The 17946-nt window shown below is 73.5% G+C and carries 18 protein-coding genes; 9 read left to right on the top strand and 9 right to left on the bottom strand.

Annotation, left to right across the window (positions count from 1 at the left end):
• The first annotated feature begins 5 nt into the window (after window positions 1–5).
• Both ABT171_RS03590 and ABT171_RS03595 read left to right on the top strand, forming a co-directional pair.
• Window positions 6–416, top strand: a complete 411-nt coding sequence (locus ABT171_RS03590; RefSeq protein WP_351239372.1) for a Zn-ribbon domain-containing OB-fold protein — start codon at window positions 6–8, stop codon at window positions 414–416.
• Entirely contained in the window at window positions 401–1186 is a 786-nt protein-coding gene (locus tag ABT171_RS03595; protein WP_351239374.1) for an enoyl-CoA hydratase/isomerase family protein, read from the top strand. Before ABT171_RS03590 ends, ABT171_RS03595 begins: the two co-directional genes overlap by 16 nt.
• Before the next feature lie 256 nt (window positions 1187–1442).
• On the opposite strand, the gene afsK is transcribed toward ABT171_RS03595, so the two are convergent.
• Window positions 1443–3791 (bottom strand): protein serine/threonine kinase AfsK, encoded by a 2349-nt coding sequence (gene afsK, locus ABT171_RS03600; RefSeq protein ID WP_351239376.1) that lies wholly within the window; start codon window positions 3789–3791, stop codon window positions 1443–1445.
• 178 nt (window positions 3792–3969) lie between these two features.
• Entirely contained in the window at window positions 3970–4713 is a 744-nt protein-coding gene (gene kbpA / locus ABT171_RS03605; RefSeq protein ID WP_351239378.1) for an AfsK-binding protein KbpA, read from the bottom strand.
• A gap of 122 nt (window positions 4714–4835) precedes the next feature.
• On the opposite strand from kbpA, the gene ABT171_RS03610 reads away from it, so the two are divergent.
• Window positions 4836–5483 (top strand): TetR family transcriptional regulator, encoded by a 648-nt coding sequence (locus ABT171_RS03610; RefSeq protein WP_351239380.1) that lies wholly within the window; start codon window positions 4836–4838, stop codon window positions 5481–5483.
• Between the two features lie 89 nt (window positions 5484–5572).
• Here the strand turns inward: ABT171_RS03610 and ABT171_RS03615 are convergent, their stop codons facing one another.
• Window positions 5573–6025: an Lrp/AsnC family transcriptional regulator gene (locus ABT171_RS03615; RefSeq protein WP_351239382.1), complete on the bottom strand. Its 453-nt coding sequence runs from the start codon at window positions 6023–6025 to the stop codon at window positions 5573–5575.
• 82 nt (window positions 6026–6107) lie between these two features.
• Between ABT171_RS03615 and ABT171_RS03620 the strand changes: the two genes are divergently transcribed.
• Window positions 6108–6725, top strand: a complete 618-nt coding sequence (locus tag ABT171_RS03620; RefSeq protein ID WP_351239384.1) for a LysE family translocator — start codon at window positions 6108–6110, stop codon at window positions 6723–6725.
• Window positions 6726–6954: 229 nt separating this feature from the next.
• Here ABT171_RS03620 and ABT171_RS03625 read toward each other — a convergent pair whose 3' ends face one another.
• Together ABT171_RS03625 and ABT171_RS03630 are read right to left on the bottom strand one after the other, a co-directional pair.
• Entirely contained in the window at window positions 6955–7434 is a 480-nt protein-coding gene (locus ABT171_RS03625; protein ID WP_351239386.1) for a nitroreductase family deazaflavin-dependent oxidoreductase, read from the bottom strand.
• On the bottom strand, window positions 7431–8618 hold the full coding sequence (locus tag ABT171_RS03630; protein ID WP_351239388.1) for an acyl-CoA dehydrogenase family protein: 1188 nt from the start codon (window positions 8616–8618) through the stop codon (window positions 7431–7433). Before ABT171_RS03630 ends, ABT171_RS03625 begins: the two co-directional genes overlap by 4 nt.
• A 76-nt stretch (window positions 8619–8694) precedes the next feature.
• Here ABT171_RS03630 and ABT171_RS03635 point away from each other — a divergent pair, with 76 nt between their 5' ends.
• The gene (locus ABT171_RS03635; RefSeq protein WP_351239390.1) at window positions 8695–9864 is read left to right on the top strand and encodes a thiolase C-terminal domain-containing protein; all 1170 of its coding nucleotides are present in this window, start codon (window positions 8695–8697) and stop codon (window positions 9862–9864) included.
• A 10-nt stretch (window positions 9865–9874) separates the two neighbouring features.
• Here ABT171_RS03635 and ABT171_RS03640 read toward each other — a convergent pair whose 3' ends face one another.
• Entirely contained in the window at window positions 9875–10843 is a 969-nt protein-coding gene (locus tag ABT171_RS03640) for a CorA family divalent cation transporter (protein ID WP_351239392.1), read from the bottom strand.
• Between the two features lie 167 nt (window positions 10844–11010).
• Between ABT171_RS03640 and ABT171_RS03645 the strand changes: the two genes are divergently transcribed.
• Entirely contained in the window at window positions 11011–11676 is a 666-nt protein-coding gene (locus ABT171_RS03645) for a pyridoxine/pyridoxamine 5'-phosphate oxidase (RefSeq protein ID WP_351239394.1), read from the top strand.
• A 22-nt stretch (window positions 11677–11698) separates the two neighbouring features.
• Here the strand turns inward: ABT171_RS03645 and ABT171_RS03650 are convergent, their stop codons facing one another.
• From ABT171_RS03650 to ABT171_RS03660, 3 genes are read right to left on the bottom strand one after another with little or no spacing between them, the layout of a single operon-like run.
• Window positions 11699–12568: a GNAT family N-acetyltransferase gene (locus ABT171_RS03650; RefSeq protein ID WP_351239396.1), complete on the bottom strand. Its 870-nt coding sequence runs from the start codon at window positions 12566–12568 to the stop codon at window positions 11699–11701.
• A 55-nt stretch (window positions 12569–12623) separates the two neighbouring features.
• Window positions 12624–13019 carry a Zn-ribbon domain-containing OB-fold protein gene (locus ABT171_RS03655; protein ID WP_351239398.1) on the bottom strand — a complete coding sequence of 132 codons (396 nt, stop codon included), beginning with the start codon at window positions 13017–13019 and terminating at the stop codon, window positions 12624–12626.
• On the bottom strand, window positions 13016–13468 hold the full coding sequence (locus ABT171_RS03660; protein ID WP_351239400.1) for a DoxX family membrane protein: 453 nt from the start codon (window positions 13466–13468) through the stop codon (window positions 13016–13018). Before ABT171_RS03660 ends, ABT171_RS03655 begins: the two co-directional genes overlap by 4 nt.
• A 186-nt stretch (window positions 13469–13654) precedes the next feature.
• Here ABT171_RS03660 and ABT171_RS03665 point away from each other — a divergent pair, with 186 nt between their 5' ends.
• From ABT171_RS03665 to ABT171_RS03675, 3 genes are all read left to right on the top strand, one after another.
• Entirely contained in the window at window positions 13655–14851 is a 1197-nt protein-coding gene (locus ABT171_RS03665; RefSeq protein WP_351239402.1) for a flavin-containing monooxygenase, read from the top strand.
• A gap of 95 nt (window positions 14852–14946) precedes the next feature.
• Window positions 14947–17166 carry an acetate--CoA ligase family protein gene (locus tag ABT171_RS03670; RefSeq protein ID WP_351239404.1) on the top strand — a complete coding sequence of 740 codons (2220 nt, stop codon included), beginning with the start codon at window positions 14947–14949 and terminating at the stop codon, window positions 17164–17166.
• The gene (locus ABT171_RS03675) at window positions 17157–17945 is read left to right on the top strand and encodes an enoyl-CoA hydratase/isomerase family protein (protein ID WP_351239406.1); all 789 of its coding nucleotides are present in this window, start codon (window positions 17157–17159) and stop codon (window positions 17943–17945) included. The genes ABT171_RS03670 and ABT171_RS03675 overlap by 10 nt, the downstream gene beginning before the upstream one ends.
• Window position 17946 lies beyond the last annotated feature (1 nt).

Here is a 17946-nt window from a genome sequence, read left to right on the forward strand (position 1 = left end):
CCAGCGTGCTGACTCCCGTCACCGACACCGACGGCGCCCCCTTCTGGGAGTACGCGGCCCGCGGTGAACTGCGCGTCCAGGCCTGCGGCGACTGTCACGAACCCCGCTTCCCGCCCCGCCCCTGCTGCCCGCACTGCCAGTCCTTCTCGGACGAGTGGCGGCTCACCAGCGGGCGCGGGCGGATCTGGTCGTACGTCGTGCCGCACCCGCCGCTGCTGCCCGACTACGCCGAGCAGGCGCCGTACAACGTCGTCGTGGTGGAGCTGGAGGAGCACCCGCGGATCCGGTTGGTGGGGAACGTGGTCGCCCGTGCCGGGGCGCGGCTGGACTCCGTCGATCCCCGGCACCTGAGGATCGGCGCCCGGGTGCAGGCGGTCTTCGGCGACGGCGGGCTCCCGCAGTGGGTGCTCGCGTGAGCACCGTACGGGTGGACGCCGACAAGGACAGCGGGGTCGCCGTGGTCACCCTCGACCGGCCGCACCGGCTCAACGCCGTCGATCTGGAGATGGTCCGCGAACTGGCCGGGGTGTGGCGGGCGTTGCGGTTCGACGACTCAGTGCGGGCCGTCGTGCTCACCGGGAGCGGGGAGCGGGCGTTCTGCACCGGGATCGACCGGGGCGTCGCCGTGCCGCAGCCCTCGTCGCCGTACATGCAGGACGATCCGCTGCTGCGGATCGGGCCGAAGGCGAACGGCCTGTGGAAGCCGGTGGTGGCCGCCGTGTGCGGGATGGCCTGCGGGGGTGCCTTCTACCTGCTGGGCGAGAGCGAGTTCGTCGTCGCCGATCCGGCCGCCGAGTTCTTCGATCCGCACACGACGTACGGCATGGTCAGCGCCTATGAGTCCGTGCTGATGGCCGCGCGGATGCCGTACGGGGAGGCGGCCCGGATGATGCTCATGGGCACCGCCGAGCGGATCTCCGCCCGGCGGGCCCATGAGATCGGGCTGGTCTCGGAAGTCACCGAGCCGGGCGGGGCGTTGGCGGCCGCCGTGCGCTGCGCCGCCGTCATCGCCGGGTATCCGGCGGAAGGGGTGCAGGGGACCGTGCGGGCGTTGTGGGCGGCGAAGGAGGCGGCGCTCGCGCAGGCGTTCACGCAGGCACCGCATCTCATCGCGCTCGGGAACCTGCCGGCCGAGCGGCAGGCGGAGCTGTTCACCGGAAGGCGGCGGGAGTTCCGGCTGCGCTAGCCGTCCCGGCCGACGAGGCGGCCCCGCGCGCCACCGCCCGTACGCGTACCGCCGCCCGGACTCGTCGTACCCCTGCGGCCGTGAACCTGAGCGTGCGCGCCGCCGGCCGCATCGGCATGCCCATGACCTTGTCGGCCGGGCGAAACCACATGGCGGCGGCCGTACGCCGGGGGTAGCGTCGGCCCTGGGACGGCCGCCGTCTGGAGCCCTTCCGTGACACACCGGTACGACGGCCGTCACGCACCCCCGCCGGCCGTCACGCGGTGCGTGCCGTTCCCGTCCCCTTCTCCGCGTCCAGCGCGTACACGCACCGGTCCTTGCTGCACGCGTACACCACCCCGTCCTTGACGACCGGGGAGCCGGTGATCTCGCCGCCCGTGGCGAGCTTCCACCTGAGCCGGCCGTCGTCGGCCTTCAACGTGTACAGCAGGTGGTCCGTGGAGCCGAAGTGGATGCGGCCCTCGGCCACCGCGGGGGCGCCCACCACGTCGCCGCCCGCCTGGAAGCGCCACTTGGGCGTGCCGGTGACCGCGTCCAGGGTGTACAGGCCCTTGCCGCTGCCCACGTGGACGTGCCCGGCCGCCACGAGCACCGGTTCGACGGAGGAGCGGGCCTCGGTGGCGATGCGCCAGCGGTCGCGGCCGTCGGTGGCGTCGAGGGCGTAGACGGTGCCGAGGTAGTCCGCGAGGTAGACGCCACCGCCGGTCACCGCCGGGCCCGGGGTGAAGGCGGGCGGGGACAGGAAGACCGCGGGCGCCTCGAAGTGCCAGCGGACCATGCCGCTCGCCGCCTCGATGGCGAGGACGCGGGTGCCGGCCGAGACGTAGACGTAGCCGTCGGGCGCCGGGGTGAGGCGGACGGGTACGCCGCCGCAGGAGGCGGCGTCGCCGACCGGGTACGACCAGCGTTCCTCACCGGTGCGGGCCTCCAGGGCGCGCAGCCGGGCGTCCTGCCAGACGTAGACCGTGCCGTCGTGGACGAGCGGGCCGGCCTCGGGGGACTCGAAGGCGGTCTGGCAGCCGGCGATCTCCCACAGCTTCTGCCCGCCCGACGCCTCCCAGGCCTGCACGCCGCCGCCGCGGGTGCCGGTGACGACCGTGCCGTGGTCGGCCTTGAGGGAGTACACCCAGGCGTCCGTGGACAGCCGCCACAGGTCGGTGCCCTCGCGGGCGTCCAGGGCGAACAGGGTCGGGCCGTCGGAGGCGTGGATACGGCCGTCCGCGACCGCCATCGACCAGGCGACGTCCCTGGTCTTGAAGCGACGGCGGCCGGTGCCCACGTCCAGGGCGTGTACCTCGAAGGAGGTGACGTAGACCAGGTCGCCGTCGACGGCGGGGGTGCCCCAGACCTCGTTGGACATGCGGAACCGCCAGGGCCGCCAGCCGCTCGCCGGCTCCGGGGGCTGGGGCGGGGCGGGTGGTGCGGCAGGGTCTGCGCCGGCGACGCCGGTGTGCGGGCGGGACCAGCTGGCGGCCAGGCCGGCCTCCGGCGGGGGCGCCTTGACGGCGGCGGCACGGGCGTCGGCTACGCGCGGGCCGGGTCCGATGGGCACCTGGGCGCCGGCCAGCCGGACCGGGCCGGCGTCGGGGAGGGCGGCGGAAGCACCGGCGGGGACGGGCGGGTCGTACGGGGGCGGCGGGGGTACGGCCGAGCGGCCGCCGCTGCGGGGGCCGCCGGTCGGCGCCGGGGCCGGCTTGACGGCGGGCCGGCCGCCGCGGCCCCGGGCCTCGATGAGGGCGACCGCCTTCTCGGGAAGCCAGGCGGAGGCGGTGCCGCTGTCGTCGGAGCCGGAGCCGAAGAGATGGGGGGCCAGCTGGGTCTGGAGGTCGGCCGGGGTGGGCCGGGCGGGGGCCTCCATCTGCATGCAGGCCTCGATCAGCGGGCGCAGTTCGTCGGGCAGACCGGTGAGGTCGGGGCCCTCGCGCAGCAGCATGAAGACGGTCTCGACCGGGTTGGCGCCGTGGAAGGGCGGGTGGCCGGTGGCCGCGAAGACGAGGGTGGAGCCGAGCGAGAAGACATCGCTGGCGCCGGTGACGCTGCGGGAGTCCTTGGCCTGCTCCGGGGACATGTAGGCGGGGGTGCCGACCGCGACGTTCGTCATGGTCAGGCGGGTGTTCGAGACGCCGGATGCGATACCGAAGTCGATCACCCGGGGGCCGTCCTCGACCACGAGCACGTTGGAGGGCTTGAGGTCGCGGTGGACGAGCCCGGCGCCGTGGATGGACTGGAGGGCTTCCGCCACGCCTGCCGCCAGCCAGCGCACCGCCTGGGCCGGGAGCGGCCCGCAGTCGTTCACTATCTCCTCAAGGGAGGGCGCGGGGACGTACGCGGTCGCGAGCCAGGGCACGGCGGCGCGCGGGTCGGCGTCGACCACGGCGGCCGTGTAGAAGCCGGAGACCGCCCGGGCCGCCTCCACCTCGCGGGTGAAGCGGACCCGGAACAGCTGGTCCTCGGCGAGCTCGGTGCGCACCGTCTTGATCGCCACGCGCCGGCCGGACGCCGAGCGCGCGAGATAGACCAGCCCCATGCCGCCGGCGCCCAGCCGGCCCAGCACCTCGAACGGCCCGATCCGCCGCGGATCGTGCTGTGTCAGCTGATCCACCACTTGCCTGCCACCTCCCCGTACGAGCCGCGCCACCCACTTATGTACGCGACCGAAGTGCAGCGTCTCACCACCGCACCGCCGTGGCGGCACGCACCCTGATTCTTCCTGGCCGGGCCGCTGGTTGCGAACCCGGTGAGAATAGGGGTGTCTCCCCACCAATCCTTCCAAACCGGACGGATCAGCGCTGCAGTAGTGCGAAGGACGCCCCCTGATTGTCGGTGACGACGGCCACGCGTCCGTACGACGTCTCGAAGGGTGGCGCCTGCACCCGGCCGCCGAGCCGCTGTACGGCCCCGAGGGCGTCGTCGAGGTCCGCCGCCCTGAAGTGGGCGAGGAAGTGCGGGGGCATCTCGGCCGGGAAGACCTCGGTGACGTGGGCCCGCCCGAAGTCGGGCTCCGCGCCCTCGCCGAAGAGGGCCTCGTGGAAGAGGCCGCCGTAGAAGGCGTTGGCGGCGGCGGTGTCCCGGGTGTACAGCTCGGCCCAGACGAAGGTGCCGGGTTCGCGCCGCCGGCCGAAGCCGCGGTGCCGGCCCGGCTGCCACAGCCCGAACACCGCGCCCTCGGGGTCGGCGGCGAGGGCGGCGACGCCGAGGTCGCCCACCGGGAACGGGGCCATCACCAGCTGCCCGCCGGCCTCGGTGATCCGCCGGCCGAGGGCTCCGGCGTCCGGGGTGGCGAAGGAGACCGTCCAGACCGTGGGCATACGGCCGTCGATCTTGGGGGCCAGCGAGGCGACGGGCTCCCCCTCCAGCCGGGCCCACACCGAGGAGCCGTAGGCGTCCTCGAAGGTCCACCCGAAGAGGTCACCGTAGAACCGCTTGCCGGCCTCGACGTCGGCGAGCTGGGCGTCCACCCAGCAGGGCACGCCCTCCCCGTACGCCTCTGGTGCCTCTTCGTTCCCGGATGCCCTGTTTTCGGCCATGCCGTCAAAGTAACCGGGCCGCGCGCACCGCGCAGACCAGGCACACCATCCTCAGAGCACCCGTGCACCCCATTTGCAGTCGGCCGAATCGCGCTCCGATCACCCGTCGGTAAGCTGACGGCATGACAGGACAAGTGCGTACCGTCGACGGCCGCGTGGCCGGCCGGCGTGGGCAGGCGACCCGGCAGAAGCTGCTCGACTGCCTCAGCGAGATGCTCAGCTCCTCCCCCTACCGGGACGTCAAGGTCATCGATGTCGCCCGGAAGGCGGGTACTTCGCCCGCGACCTTCTATCAGTACTTCCCGGACGTCGAAGGTGCCGTCCTGGAGCTCGCCGAGCAAATGGCGGCCGAGGGCGCGGGATTGACCGAACTGCTGGAGGGCCGGTCCTGGGCCGGGAAGTCGGGATGGCAGACCGCCCAGGAACTCGTGGACGGTTTCCTGGAGTTCTGGCGCAAGAACGACGCGATCCTGCGGGTTGTCGACCTCGGCGCCGCGGAGGGGGACAAACGGTTCTACAAGCTCCGCATGAAGATCCTGAACTCGGTGAACAACTCCCTCTCCGACTCCATCGCCGAGCTGCAGTCCAAGGGCAGGGTCGACAAGGACGTGAACCCGGCGGCGGTGGCCGGTTCGCTGGTCGCGATGCTCGCGGCGGTGGCGGCGCACCAGAAGGGTTTCTCGTCCTGGGGTGTGAAGCAGGCCGAACTCAAGCCGAACCTCGCCCTGTTGGTCCATCTGGGCGTGACCGGGAAGAAACCGAGCAAGTAGGAAGCCGTCCCTTTTTCCGGATCCCAAGTCCTGTCTGGCAGGCGGTGGTTCACTCGCGTTCCGCGCGCGGTGAGCCGCCGCCTGCTCCGCTATGCGGGCAGCGGACGGTCCCGTACCACGTGCTTCATCACCAGCGTCGAGGTCAGCCGCTGCACTCCGGGCAGGGCCGCGAGCCGCTCGTCGTACAGCCGCTGGAAGGCCGCGAGGTCCGCGGTGGCGACCCGGAGCAGGTAGTCGGGCTCGCCGAACAGCCGCTGGGCGTCCAGCACGTGCTCCAGCTCGCCGACCGCCCGCTCGAACTCGGCGACCGTGTCCCGGTCCTCCTGCCGCATCGACACGAAGACCAGCGCCTCGAAGTTCAGCCCGAGCGCCGCCGCGTCCACCACCGCCCGGTAGCCCTGGATGGCTCCGGAACGCTCCAGCTCGCGCAGCCGGCGGTGGCAGGGCGAGACGCTGAGGCGCACCCGGGCGGCCAGCTCGGTCACGGTCAGCCGCCCGTCCTGCTGCAGCTCGGCAAGGATTTTCCGGTCCACGTCGTCCATGGGACAGATCTTCCCCCAGAGTGCGAGAGGAAGGGCAAACTTCGGGAACACTTTCGGGCCATTCACGCCTAATGTCCCCACCATGGACTCGGGACTGCTCTTCTCCTTCCTCGCCGTGGACCTGCTGCTGGTGTGTGTGCCGGGCGCCGACTGGGCGTATGTCATCACGACCGCCCTGCGCGGCCGCCCCGTGTCGCGCGCGGTCGCCGGCCTGGTCTGCGGCTATGCCCTGCACACGGCGCTGGCGACGGCGGGCCTCGCGGTCCTGGTGGCGGGCTCGCCCCGGCTGCTGACGGCGCTGACGGTGGCGGGCGCCGGTTACCTGCTGTGGCTGGGCTGGGGCGTCCTGCGCCGGCCGGCGATACCGGGCGCGGACAGCGCCTCACCGGCCGGGGGCAGGCTCTTCCTCCGGGGCGCCACGATCAGCGGGCTGAACCCCAAGGGCCTGCTGCTCTACCTCTCCGTCCTCCCCCAGTTCCTCACCCTCCGCGGCACCCACCTGCCGGTCCCGGTCCAGACGGCGGCGCTGGGCCTGCTGCACATGGCGTGCTGCGCGGTGGTCTACCTCACGGTCGGCGTCCTGTCCCGCGTGCTGCTCTCCGCGAGGCCGGCCGCGGCGCGCGCGGTGACCCGTACGTCGGGGGCGGCGATGCTGGGGATCGGAGCGTTCTTGCTGGTGGAGCGGCTGGCGACGCTCTAGGGGCTGTCGTCACATTCCCGTCGTTGCCCGAAGGGCGGCCTGGCGGCGTCAGGTGCGTGCTCTGGGGGTCCCCCCGGCCGAAGGCTGGAGGAGTGCCGGGCGTGGACCCGCGTACTGGACGTACTCGGGTCCGCGCCCGGTGCGGCGAGTGGGGGCACCTCCCGCGCCCTTGAGGCAGCGGGGGAGCGTGCATGGCGCCGCCAGGCAGACGGGAATGTGACGACAGCCCCTAGGGACGCGCGGTGATCCGGAACAGCCGGATCTCCCTGGCCACCCGGGCCTGGTACGCGGCGTACGGCGGCCAGAACGCGAGGACCGCCCGCCAGGCCGACGCCCGCTCCTGCCCCGCGAGGAGTCGTGCCGTGACCGGGATGTCCCGGCCCTTCCAGCTGATCGACGCCTCGGGGTGGGCCAGCAGGTTGTGGGTCCAGGCGGGGTGTCCGGTGCGGCCGAAGTTGGAGCCGATCAGGATCCAGCCCCTGCCGTCCTCCTCGGGCATGCAGGCCAGCGGCGTCCTGCGGAGGAGTCCACTGCGGGCGCCGGTGGAGGTGAGGATCACCCCGGGCAGCATCCGGGCGCTGAGCAGGAGACGGCCCCGGGTGAGCCGGTGCACGGCGCGGTCGAGGGCCGGCACCACATGCGGGGCGGCCCTCGCGAAGGCCCGGGTGGACGACACCCGCTGCACGAGCCGCACGCCGATCCCGGTCATCGGACCGCCACCTCGCCGCCCGTGAAGAGACCGGCGGCCTCGGCCGCCCGGTCCCGCAGCCGGTGCACGGGGCCGAACAGCAGCTCGTCCCCGGCCGCCCGCTTGAAGTACAGCTGGGCGTCGTGCTCCCAGGTGAACCCGATCCCGCCGTGCAGCTGGATCCCCTCGGCGGCGGCGAGCCGCAACGCCTCCAGGGCCTGGGCGAGCGCGAGCCCGCCGTCCCGCTCCCCCTGCGCCCCGGCCCACGCGGCGTAGTACGCCGCCGACCGCGCCGCCTGCACCGCCACATGCACATCGGCCAGCCGGTGCTTCACCGCCTGGAAGGATCCGACGGGCCGGCCGAACTGCTCGCGCTGTCCGACGTACTCCACGGTCCGCTCCAGCACCCGCTCGGCCGCCCCCACCGCCTCGCAGGCGAGCACGGCCGCGGCCGACTCCCCGAGCGCGGCGAGAGCCGGCAGCACGTCCGCCTCCTCCTGCCCGAGCAACTCGGCCCGCACGTTCCTCAGTTGTACGCGCCCCTGCGGCCGGGTGGCGTCGAGCGCGGTCTGCCGGGTCCGTACGACACCGGGCGCGTCCCCCGGCACCAGGAACAGCAGGGTCCGGGACCGGGCGAAGCCGCCGGTGTGCGCGGCGACGAGCAGCAGGTGCGCGCTGTGCCCGTCCAGTACCTGGTCGGCCTGCCCGTACAGCCGCCAGTCGCCGTCGGCACGCCGGGCCTGGACCCCGCCGGCCCGTCCGCCGCCCGCGCGGAAGCCGCCGTTGTCGCCGGTCAGGGCGAGGGCGGTGGTGAGGGCGGGGCCGGGGACGGCGAGGGCGGCGGTGCGGGTGCCGGCGGCCAGGCGGGGCAGCAGCGCGGCGCGCTGGGCCTCGGTGCCGAGGGCGAGGATCAGCGGGGCGGTGAGGACGGAGGTGGCGAGCAGCGGGGAGGGGGCGAGGCAGCGGCCGGTCTCCTCGCAGGCGAGGGCCAGTTCGGTGACCGAGCAGCCGACACCGCCGTACCGCTCGGGCAGGGCGAGCCCGGGCAGGCCGAGCCGGTCGGCGAGGGCGGACCACAGGAGGGGGTCGTGGCCGGCCGGGCTGTCGGCGGCGCTCCGCAGCTCCGCCGGGCCGCACCGCTTGTGCAGCAGCTCGCGCAGGGTGCGGCGGATCTCGCCCTGCTCGGCGGTGAGGCGCGTGTCCATGGCTCTTCCCTCCACATCTGACGGGCCGTCATATTAGGAGTCCGGGAACGATATGCACAGGGGAAGGTGGGCTCTGATGACTCCGGGAAGCCGGAAGGCCGCCGTGGTGGGCGTTGCGCTCTCCGACTGCGGACGCGTGGACGACGCCACGCCCTACACCCTGCACGCGCAGGCGGCCCGCCGCGCCCTGGCCGACGCGGGCCTCGGCCGTGAGGTGGTGGACGGATTCGCCTCCGCCGGGCTCGGCGCCCTGGCCCCCGTGGAGGTGGCCGAGTATCTGGGCCTGCGCCCCACCTGGGTGGACTCCACCTCGGTCGGCGGCTCGACCTGGGAGGTCATGGCGGGGCACGCGGCGGACGCGATAGCGGCGGGCCACGCGAACGCCGTCCTCCTCGTCTACGGCTCGACCGCCCGGGCGGACATCAGGGCGGGCCGCAGGACGGGTGACCTCTCCTTCGGCGCCCGCGGCCCGCTGCAGTTCGAGGTCCCCTACGGCCACACCCTGATCGCCAAGTACGCGATGGCCGCCCGCCGCCACATGACCGAGCACGGCACGACCGTCGAGCAGCTGGCCGAGGTGGCGGTCCAGGCCCGGGCCAACGCGGCGCTGAACCCGGAGGCGATGTTCCGCGACCCGATCACGGTCGACGACGTCCTCGCCGGCCCGATGATCGCCGACCCCTTCACCAGGCTGCACTGCTGCCTGCGCTCGGACGGCGGCGCGGCGGTCCTGCTGGCGGCCGAGGAGTACGTACGGGACTGCCGTACGCCCCCCGTCTGGGTCCTCGGCACCGGTGAGCACGTCTCGCACGCGGCGATGTCCGAGTGGCCGGACTTCACGGTGTCCCCGGCGGCGGTGAGCGGCCGCCTCGCCTTCGAGCGGGCCGGGGTGCGCCCCGCCGAGATCGACTTCGCGGAGCTCTACGACGCCTTCACCTACATGACCCTGGTGACCCTGGAGGACCTGGGCTTCTGCGCGAAGGGCGAGGGCGGGGCGTTCGTGGAGGAGGGCCGGCTGCTGGTGCGGGGCGGGGGGCTGCCGGTGAACACGGACGGCGGCGGGCTGTCCGCCCAGCATCCCGGTATGCGCGGGCTGTTCCTGCTGGTGGAGGCGGTGCGGCAGCTGCGCGGCGAGGCCGGCGAGCGCCAGGTCCACGCGGCGGACGGGTCGCTGCCGCGACTCGGGGTCGCCTCCGGGACCGGCGGGTGGTTCTGCTCGTCGGGGACGGTGGTGCTGGGCCGGTGACGGGCCCTCCTCAGTCGTCGTCCCGCAGTCTGCGCCAGATGCGGGTGCGGTGCAGGACGTAGAGGGAGCCGAGCACGGCGACCGCCTGCAGCCCCACGGCGAGCAGCCAGAACTCGTCCCTGGTCTCCAGCCTGTTCGTCAGGAACGTGAAGTTCATGCCGAAGAACCCGGTCAGGAACGACAGCGGCAGGAAGATCACCGACACGATCGCGAGCCGGTTGATCACCCCGTTCTGCTCTCCCGCGACGAGCGAGGAGTAGCTGGCGAAGGCCCGGCGGGCGGCGTCCTGGAGGGACTCGATGTCGGCGAGCACCAGCCTCCCGGCGGCCTGGAACTCCTGGGCGCGCCGTTGCCGCTCCTCGGGGAAGGCCGGACTCATCATCCGTCGGGTGATGATCTCGTCGGTCACCTGGAGATAGGGCAGCAGCGCGTGGTGCAGGAGGGCGGAGCGCCGCCGCAGCCGCGCCAGACGGAGGACGTGCTCGGGGCGCCGGTACTCGAACATGTCGTCTTCGAGTTCCTCGGTCTGCAGCAGGGCCTGCACGGCGGCCCGGCGGAAGGTGGTCAGAGCCTCCTGGAGCAGGAGGAAGAGCACGGCCACGGTGTCTTCCGGCCGCTCGTGCCGCAACACCGCGGTGAAGCTCCTGGCCAGCCCGGCCCGACCCCGGTGCGCGGTGACCAGGAACCGCTCCGTCACCACCACGTGGAGGTGGGCGATGTCGTCCTCGTGGACCACCGGCACGACGAACGAGGCCCGGTCCCCCAGGAACTCGGCCCGCGCGGGCTCGTCCGGCCTGCCGAACCAGTCCAGGTCCTCGGCGTCCAGGCCCAGCTGGCCGGCGATCGGCGTTCCCGGCGCCTGGGCCGGCAGCTCGATGTCGACGAGCAGAAAACGGTCCGCGGCCAGCCGCTCCCGCGCCCCGGAGACATCCGTACGGGTGAGGGTCCCCTCCGGTATCGACACCACCGTTACGATCATCGCCCCTCACCGTCATTCCCGAAGCCCGTGGCTCCGAGCCTCCCCGTGCCCCGGCGTCCGCGCATCCGGAAGCACTCGTGCGCGTCGCGGGACGGCCGCCGAACGGACGACCGGGCTCGGCCGGGCGCGCCCGCGGCGGCGGGCGGCGCGGTGGCGATACTCGGAGCATGGAAACGGATCTTCACGCGCTGCTGAGGTCGCTGCGGGTATGGGACCCGGACGTCACGGACCTGCGCCCGTTCGTCCCGGACACGGCACCGCCGACCCCGCTGCCCCTGTTCACGAGCTGGTTCGCGGACGCGGTGCGGGCCGGGCAGCCGGAGCCGCACACGATGTCGCTGGCCACGGTGGACGGGGAGGGGAGGCCGGACGTACGGATCGTGATGCTGCACGGCGCCGACGCGGACGGCTGGTCCTTCGCCACACACCGCTCCAGCCGCAAGGGCCGGGCGCTGGGCACCCACCCGTACGCGGCGCTGGCCTTCTACTGGCCGGTGCTGGGCCGCCAGGTGCGGGTGCGCGGACCGGTGACGGCGGCGCCGTCCCGGGAGAGCCAGGCGGATCTGCACGCCCGCTCGACGGGGGCGCTGGCCGCGGCGCTCACCGGCCGGCAGAGCGAGGAGCTGACCTCGCTGGAGGAGCTGCGGCGGGCGTCGGAGGCGGCCTGGGAGCGGGCCCGCGAGAACCCGGCCGAGCCGTCCCCGACCTGGACGCTGTACCGGCTGCACCCCGAGACGGTGGAGTTCTTCCAGGGCGACCCGGACCGGCGCCATGTACGCCTGGAGTACCGCAGCACGGAGTTCGGCTGGAGCAGGGCGCTGCTGTGGCCGTGAGGCCCTCCTGCCGGCGCCCCTCTCATCCCTCCGCACCTCCGAACCGCCACACCGTGAAGTCCGCCACCGGCCGGTAGCCGATGCGCTGGTACAGCCCGTTGCTCGTCGGGTTGCCGAGGTCGGTGAAGAGCAGGACCTCCGCGGCACCCGCCTCCCGCGCGGCCCGGCTCACCTCCGCCGTGGCGGCGCCGGCGTATCCCCGTCCGCGCAGGCCGGCCGGGGTGTAGACGGGGGCGATGCGGACCTGGCCGGCCGTTTCGGGGGTGGCTCCGGCCATGGCGAGCGGGGTGCCGTCGGCCGTCTCCCAGAGGGTGACGCCGCCGTAGGAGATACGGGCGTCGGCCCAGTTGCCCGCGTCCTGGCCGACGCTGCCGGTGCTCTTCACGAACTCCTCGAACCAGCGGATCAGCAGGTCCCGGTCGCCCGGCCCGGCGATCCGCGCCCGCCCCTGCGGCCGGGGCTCGGGTGCGGTCAACTCGCCCAGGCGGTAGAGCCGTTGCCGCTGGTCGAGGGCGACCGCCGCGCCGGTGTGCCGCCGCCAGGCCGCCGCGAAGGACTCCGCCGTCTCCTGGGGGCCGGAGACTCCGGGGAGCGGGCGGCCCAGCCCGGCGAACCGGACCACCAGGGCGTCGGCCTCCCGCGGGGTGAGCGCGGTGACGTGGACGGGGAAGGGCGGGGTGTGGATCAGAGCGGCCCGTACCGTGCCGTCGTCCGCTTCCCGCAGGCCGAAGACGGGGGCCTCCTCGCCGTAGAGGTGCAGCCCGCGGCGGCGCAGCGCGTCCGCCACCGTCAGCGGGACCGTGTGCAGGGCGGGACGGGAACGCAGGAAGCCGCCGGCGCGGGCGAGGAACTCGTCCAGGTCCTCGGTGAGATACCAGTCGTCAGGGCGCATACGGCCCGTGATCGGCGCGAGCCCCCGGTCGGGACACCGGTTTTCGCCCAGGACCTCAGCCCTCCGGACGGAACACCGCCTTCCCCTCCACGAACGTCGCACACAGCGCCATCCCGGCCCGCAGGTCCTCCCCGGCACAGCCCACCACCTGCGTCATCATCCGCGGGCCCTCCGCCAGGTCGACGACCGCGGCCACGTAGGGGGTGCGGTCGCGGAAGGGCGGCAGGTCGTTGCGGTGGACCGTGGACCAGGTGTAGAGCGTGGCCCGGCCGCTCGCCTCCTCCCAGGTCACCTCCTCGCTCCAGCAGTGCGGGCAGAACTCGCGGGGGTAGTGGTGGGCCCGGCCGCAGGCCCCGCAGCGGCGGATCAGCAGCCGGCCCCGCTCGGCCGCCTCCCAGTAGGGGCGCGTGAAGGCGTCGGGCTCGGGGAGGTCGTGGCGCGGCGCACTCATCGCCACCACCCCAGCCACGCGTCCAGCGACCACGCCTGCCAGGACATGCCGAAGAAGCCGACGAGCGAGATCAGCGCCATCATCGAGTTCTGGCCCTGTTCCGCCCAGTCATGGATCATCAGGACGAGGTAGACCGCGTTCAGCAGCAGTCCGCCGATCAGGGCCACCGGGGTCAGGAACCCGAGGATCAGGCCGAGCCCGAGGGAGAGTTCGGCGTAGGCGACGACGTACGCCATCAGCCTCGGACGCGGCTTCACCACCGTCTCGAAGCCCGAGCGCACCGGCGCCCAGCGGTGCTTCTCCGCGATATCCGCCGCCCACGCGATGCCGCTGCCCCGCTCGAACCAGGCCTTCTTGTCCTTGTGCCGCCAGCTCTCCAGCCACCACAGACCGAGGCCGATCCGCAGCACCGCCAGCCACTGAGCGCCGTCGAGCCATATCGAGTCCATGGTATCTGACGGTACGTCAGGTACCGGGTGAAGCCCAGCTGTACGGCGGGGCCGATCGCCGTACGGCCACAACCAGGTGTCCTACGTCACCGGCCCCACCCACTTCTCCTACAGCCGTGATCAATCCGCAACCAATTCCGGTCTTGACCGAGACCCATCAACCAAGTGGGTGATTACGCTCCGAGCATGGCCGACTCCCGTTCCGTTTCCGTACCGCTCTCCGCAACCCCCGCCGACCGCCCGGTCTATGTCATAGGTGCCGGTCCGGGCGGCCTGGCCGCCGCCCACGCGCTGCGGGCCCGGGGCATACGGGCGGTGGTCCTGGAGAAGGCCGACCGGGTGGGTGCCTCCTGGCGCGGCCACTACGACCGCCTGCACCTGCACACCACACGGCGGCTGTCCGCCCTGCCGGGCCTCAAGATCCCCCGGAAGTTCGGGCGCTGGGTGTCCCGCGACAACGTGGTGCGCTACCTGGAGAAGTACACCGAGCACCACGAGCTGGAGATCGTCACCGGGGTGGAGGTGTTCCGCGTCGAACGGACCGCGGACGGCACCGGCTGGCTGCTGCACGCCTCCGGCGGCCGCGAGCTGACCGGCAGCGCGGTGGTCGTCGCCACCGGCTACAACCACACCCCGCGCATCCCCGACTGGCCGGGCCTGACGGCGTACGGCGGGGAGTTCCTGCACGCCGGCGCCTACCGCAACGCCGAGCCGTACGCCGGCCGGGACGTCCTGGTCGTCGGCGCCGGCAACACCGGCGCCGAGATCGCCGTGGACCTGGTGGAGGGCGGCGCGGCGCGGGTGCGGCTGGCGGTCCGCACCGTCCCGCACATCGTGCGCCGCTCGACCCTCGGCTGGCCCGCGCAGTACTCGGGCGTGCTGGTACGGCGGCTGCCGGTGGGACTCGTGGACCAGCTGTGCCGACTGCAGGCGAAGGTGGGCGTGCCGGACCTGTCCGCCCATGGCCTGCCCCGCCCGGACACCGGCCTGTACAGCAGGGTCAGGCAGGGCGCCATCCCGGTCCAGGACGTCGGCCTGATCGACGCCGTGCGCAAGGGGAAGGTGGAGATCGTGGCCGCCGTCGAGTCCTTCGAGGGCGGGAATCCCGGGAAGGTCGCCCTCGCCGACGGCAGCCGCATCGAGCCGGACGCCGTGATCGCGGCAACCGGGTACACCCGGGCACTGGAGGATCTGGTGGGGCATCTCGGGGTGCTGGACGGGCGGGGGAAGCCGGTGGCGCACGGCGGCCGTACGCCCGCGCAGGCGCCCGGCCTGTACTTCACCGGGTTCACCAATCCGATCAGCGGCATGTTCCGGGAGATGGCGCTCGACGCCGGGAAGATCGCGAAGGCGGTGGCCGGGCAGCTGCGCACCCGGCGGTAACTTTGCGGGTCCGACCCGTTCCTGACGGAGCGTCGCCTTTGTAATCTGACAGAGCGTCAGTTTACTTTGCTGTCTCACAGGAGCGGGGCGGACCGATGCTTGGATCAACCCACGGCACCCTCACCACCGGCTCCCGCCGGGCCCGGGTCATCGCCTGCGGCGAGCAGCGGCCCGGCCCCGCCGTCCACGACCGGGCCTGTGACCTCGACGTCAGCGGGCGCCCGCTGTACGCGGACGTACCCGACCTCGCCCGTTTCTTCCGGCCCGGCTCGGTGGCCGTGATCGGCGCCTCGGACACGGAAGGACGGCCGAACACCGGGATCACCCGGCAGTTGCTGGCGTGGGCGGAGCGCGTCGGCGCCCGGGTGCACCCGGTGCATCCGACCCGCCCGTCCGTCTTCGGCATCCCCTGCGCCGCCTCCGTCGCCGAGCTGCCCCCACAGGTCGACCTCGCCGTCCTGCTGGTGGCCGACCCGCTGCCGGTGATCGAGGAACTGGCGGAGACGAAGGTCGGGTTCGCGGTCGCCTTCGCCTCCGGATTCGCCGAGACCGGCGAGGCGGGCGCCGAGGCGCAGCAGCGGCTCGCGGACGCCGTACGCCGCTCGGGCCTGCGGCTGCTCGGCCCCAACACCAACCTGAACGCCTTCGAGCACTTCCGGGACGACCTCGACGGGCCCGCCATCGCGCTGATCACCCAGTCCGGCCACCAGGGCCGCCCCGTCTTCGCCCTGCAGGAGCTGGGCATCCGCCTCTCCCACTGGGCGCCCACCGGCAACGAGGCCGACCTGGAGACCGCCGACTTCCTCTCCTGGTTCGCGGAGCAGCCCGAGGTCGGCGCCATCGCCTGTTATCTGGAGGGCCTGAAGGACGGCCGTGCCTTCCTGCTGGCCGCCGACCGCGCCGCCCGCCGCGGGGTACCGGTGGTCGCGGTGAAGGTCGGCCGCACCGAGACCGGCGCGCGTACGGCCGCCTCGCACACCGGCAAGCTCACGGGCGCCGACGACGTGGTGGACGCGGCGATGCGCCAGTTCGGGGTCGTGCGGGTCGACGGCCTCGACGAACTCCAGGACACCGCCGCCCTGTTGGCGCGGGCCCGGGCCCCGCTGGCGGACGGGGTCGCGGTGTACTCCATCTCCGGCGGCACCGGCGCGCACGTCGCCGACCTCGCCGCCGGGCTGGGGCTGCGGTTGCCGCGGCTGTCGCGGGAGCGGCAGGCCGAGCTGCACCAGTGGATACCGGAGTACCTGAGCGTGGCCAACCCGGTGGACAACGGCGGGCACCCGGTCGGCGACCACCGCGGCCGGAAGATCATCGACGCGCTCCTCGCCGACCCGTCGATCGGAGCGCTGATCTGCCCGGTCACCGGCCCCTTCCCGCCGCTGAGCGACAAGCTCGTGACGGACCTGGTCGAGGCGGCGGAGGAGACGGACAAGCTGGTGTGCGTGGTGTGGGGCTCGCCGGTCGGCACGGAGGCGGCGTACCGCGAGGTGCTGCTCGGCTCCTCCCGGGTGGCGACCTTCCGCACGGTGGGCAACTGCCTGCGGGCGGTCCGCGCCTGGCTGGACCACCACGCCTTCGTGAGCGACTACCGCTCCCCCTTCGACGAGGCCCCGCGCACCCTCTCGCCGTCGTACCGCAAGGCGGAGGCGCTGATGCACCCGGGCCGGCAGCTGAGCGAGCACGCGGCCAAACAACTGCTGCGCGCCTACGGCATCCGGGTGCCGCGCGAGCAGCTGGTGACCAGCGCGGCGGCGGCCGTACGCGCCGCGGCCCAGGTCGGCTACCCGGTGGTGATGAAGGCGTCCGGCGCCCAGATCGCCCACAAGACGGAACTGGGCCTGGTGAAGGTCGGGTTGACGTCCGCCAGCCAGGTCCGGGACGCCTACCGCGAGCTGACCGACATCGCCCGCTACGAGGGGGTCCCGCTGGACGGGATCCTGGTGTGCCAGATGGTGGAGCAGGGCGTGGAGATGGTCGTGGGGATGACGCATGACGACCTCTTCGGCCCGACGGTGACGGTGGGCCTGGGCGGCGTCCTGGTGGAGGTCCTGCACGACGCCGCCGTACGCGTTCCGCCGTTCGGCGAGGACCAGGCCCGCGCCATGCTCACCGAACTGCGCGGCCGGGCCCTGCTGGACGGCGTCCGGGGCCGCCCGCCGGCCGACCGCGAGGCGCTGGTGGAGGTGGTCCTGCGGGTGCAGCGCATGGCGCTCGAACTCGGTGATCAGGTCTCCGAGTTGGACATCAACCCGCTGATGGTGCTGCCCCGCGGGCAGGGCGCGGTGGCGCTGGACGCGCTGGTGGTGTGCCGGTGAGCGGGATCGAGCACGAGGTCCGCGACCAGGTCTCGTATGTGACGCTGAACCGCCCGGACGCCCTGAACGCCCTCACCCCGGCCCTCCGCGACCGGCTGATCGACCTGCTCACGGAGGCCTCGGCCGACCCGGACGTCCGGGCGGTGGTCCTCACCGGCGCGGGCCGCGGCTTCTGCGCGGGCGCGGACCTGCGGGGCGGAGCCGGTGGCGACCGGCTCCCGGGCGACGTGGCCCGCCTCCTGCGCCAGGGCGCGCAACGCCTGATCGCAGCGGTACTGGACTGCGAGAAGCCGGTACTGGCTGCCGTGAACGGCACGGCGGCGGGCCTCGGCGCGCACCTGGCGTTCGCCTGCGACCTGGTCCTGGCCGCCGAGTCGGCCCGCTTCATCGAGGTGTTCGTACGCCGCGGTCTCGTACCGGACGCCGGCGGCGCCTACCTGCTCCCCCGCCTGCTGGGCCCCCAGCGGGCGAAGGAGCTGATGTTCTTCGGCGACACGCTCCCGGCACCGGACGCGGCACGCCTGGGCCTGGTCAACCGGGTCGTCCCCGACGCCGACCTGGCGAAGACGACCCGCGACTGGGCGACCCGCCTGGCCTCCGCCCCCACCCGTGCCCTGGCCCTGACCAAGCACCTGGTGAACACCTCCCTGGAATCGGACCGCGCCACCGCCTTCGCGGCGGAGGCCTGGGCCCAGGAGATCAACATGACGACCGAGGACGCCCAGGAGGGCCTGCGGGCGTTCAGGGAGCGGCGGGGGGCGGAGTTCCGGGGGCGGTGAG

It is taken from the genome of Streptomyces sp. NPDC001851 (assembly GCF_040297165.1).
Lineage (GTDB): Bacteria > Actinomycetota > Actinomycetes > Streptomycetales > Streptomycetaceae > Streptomyces.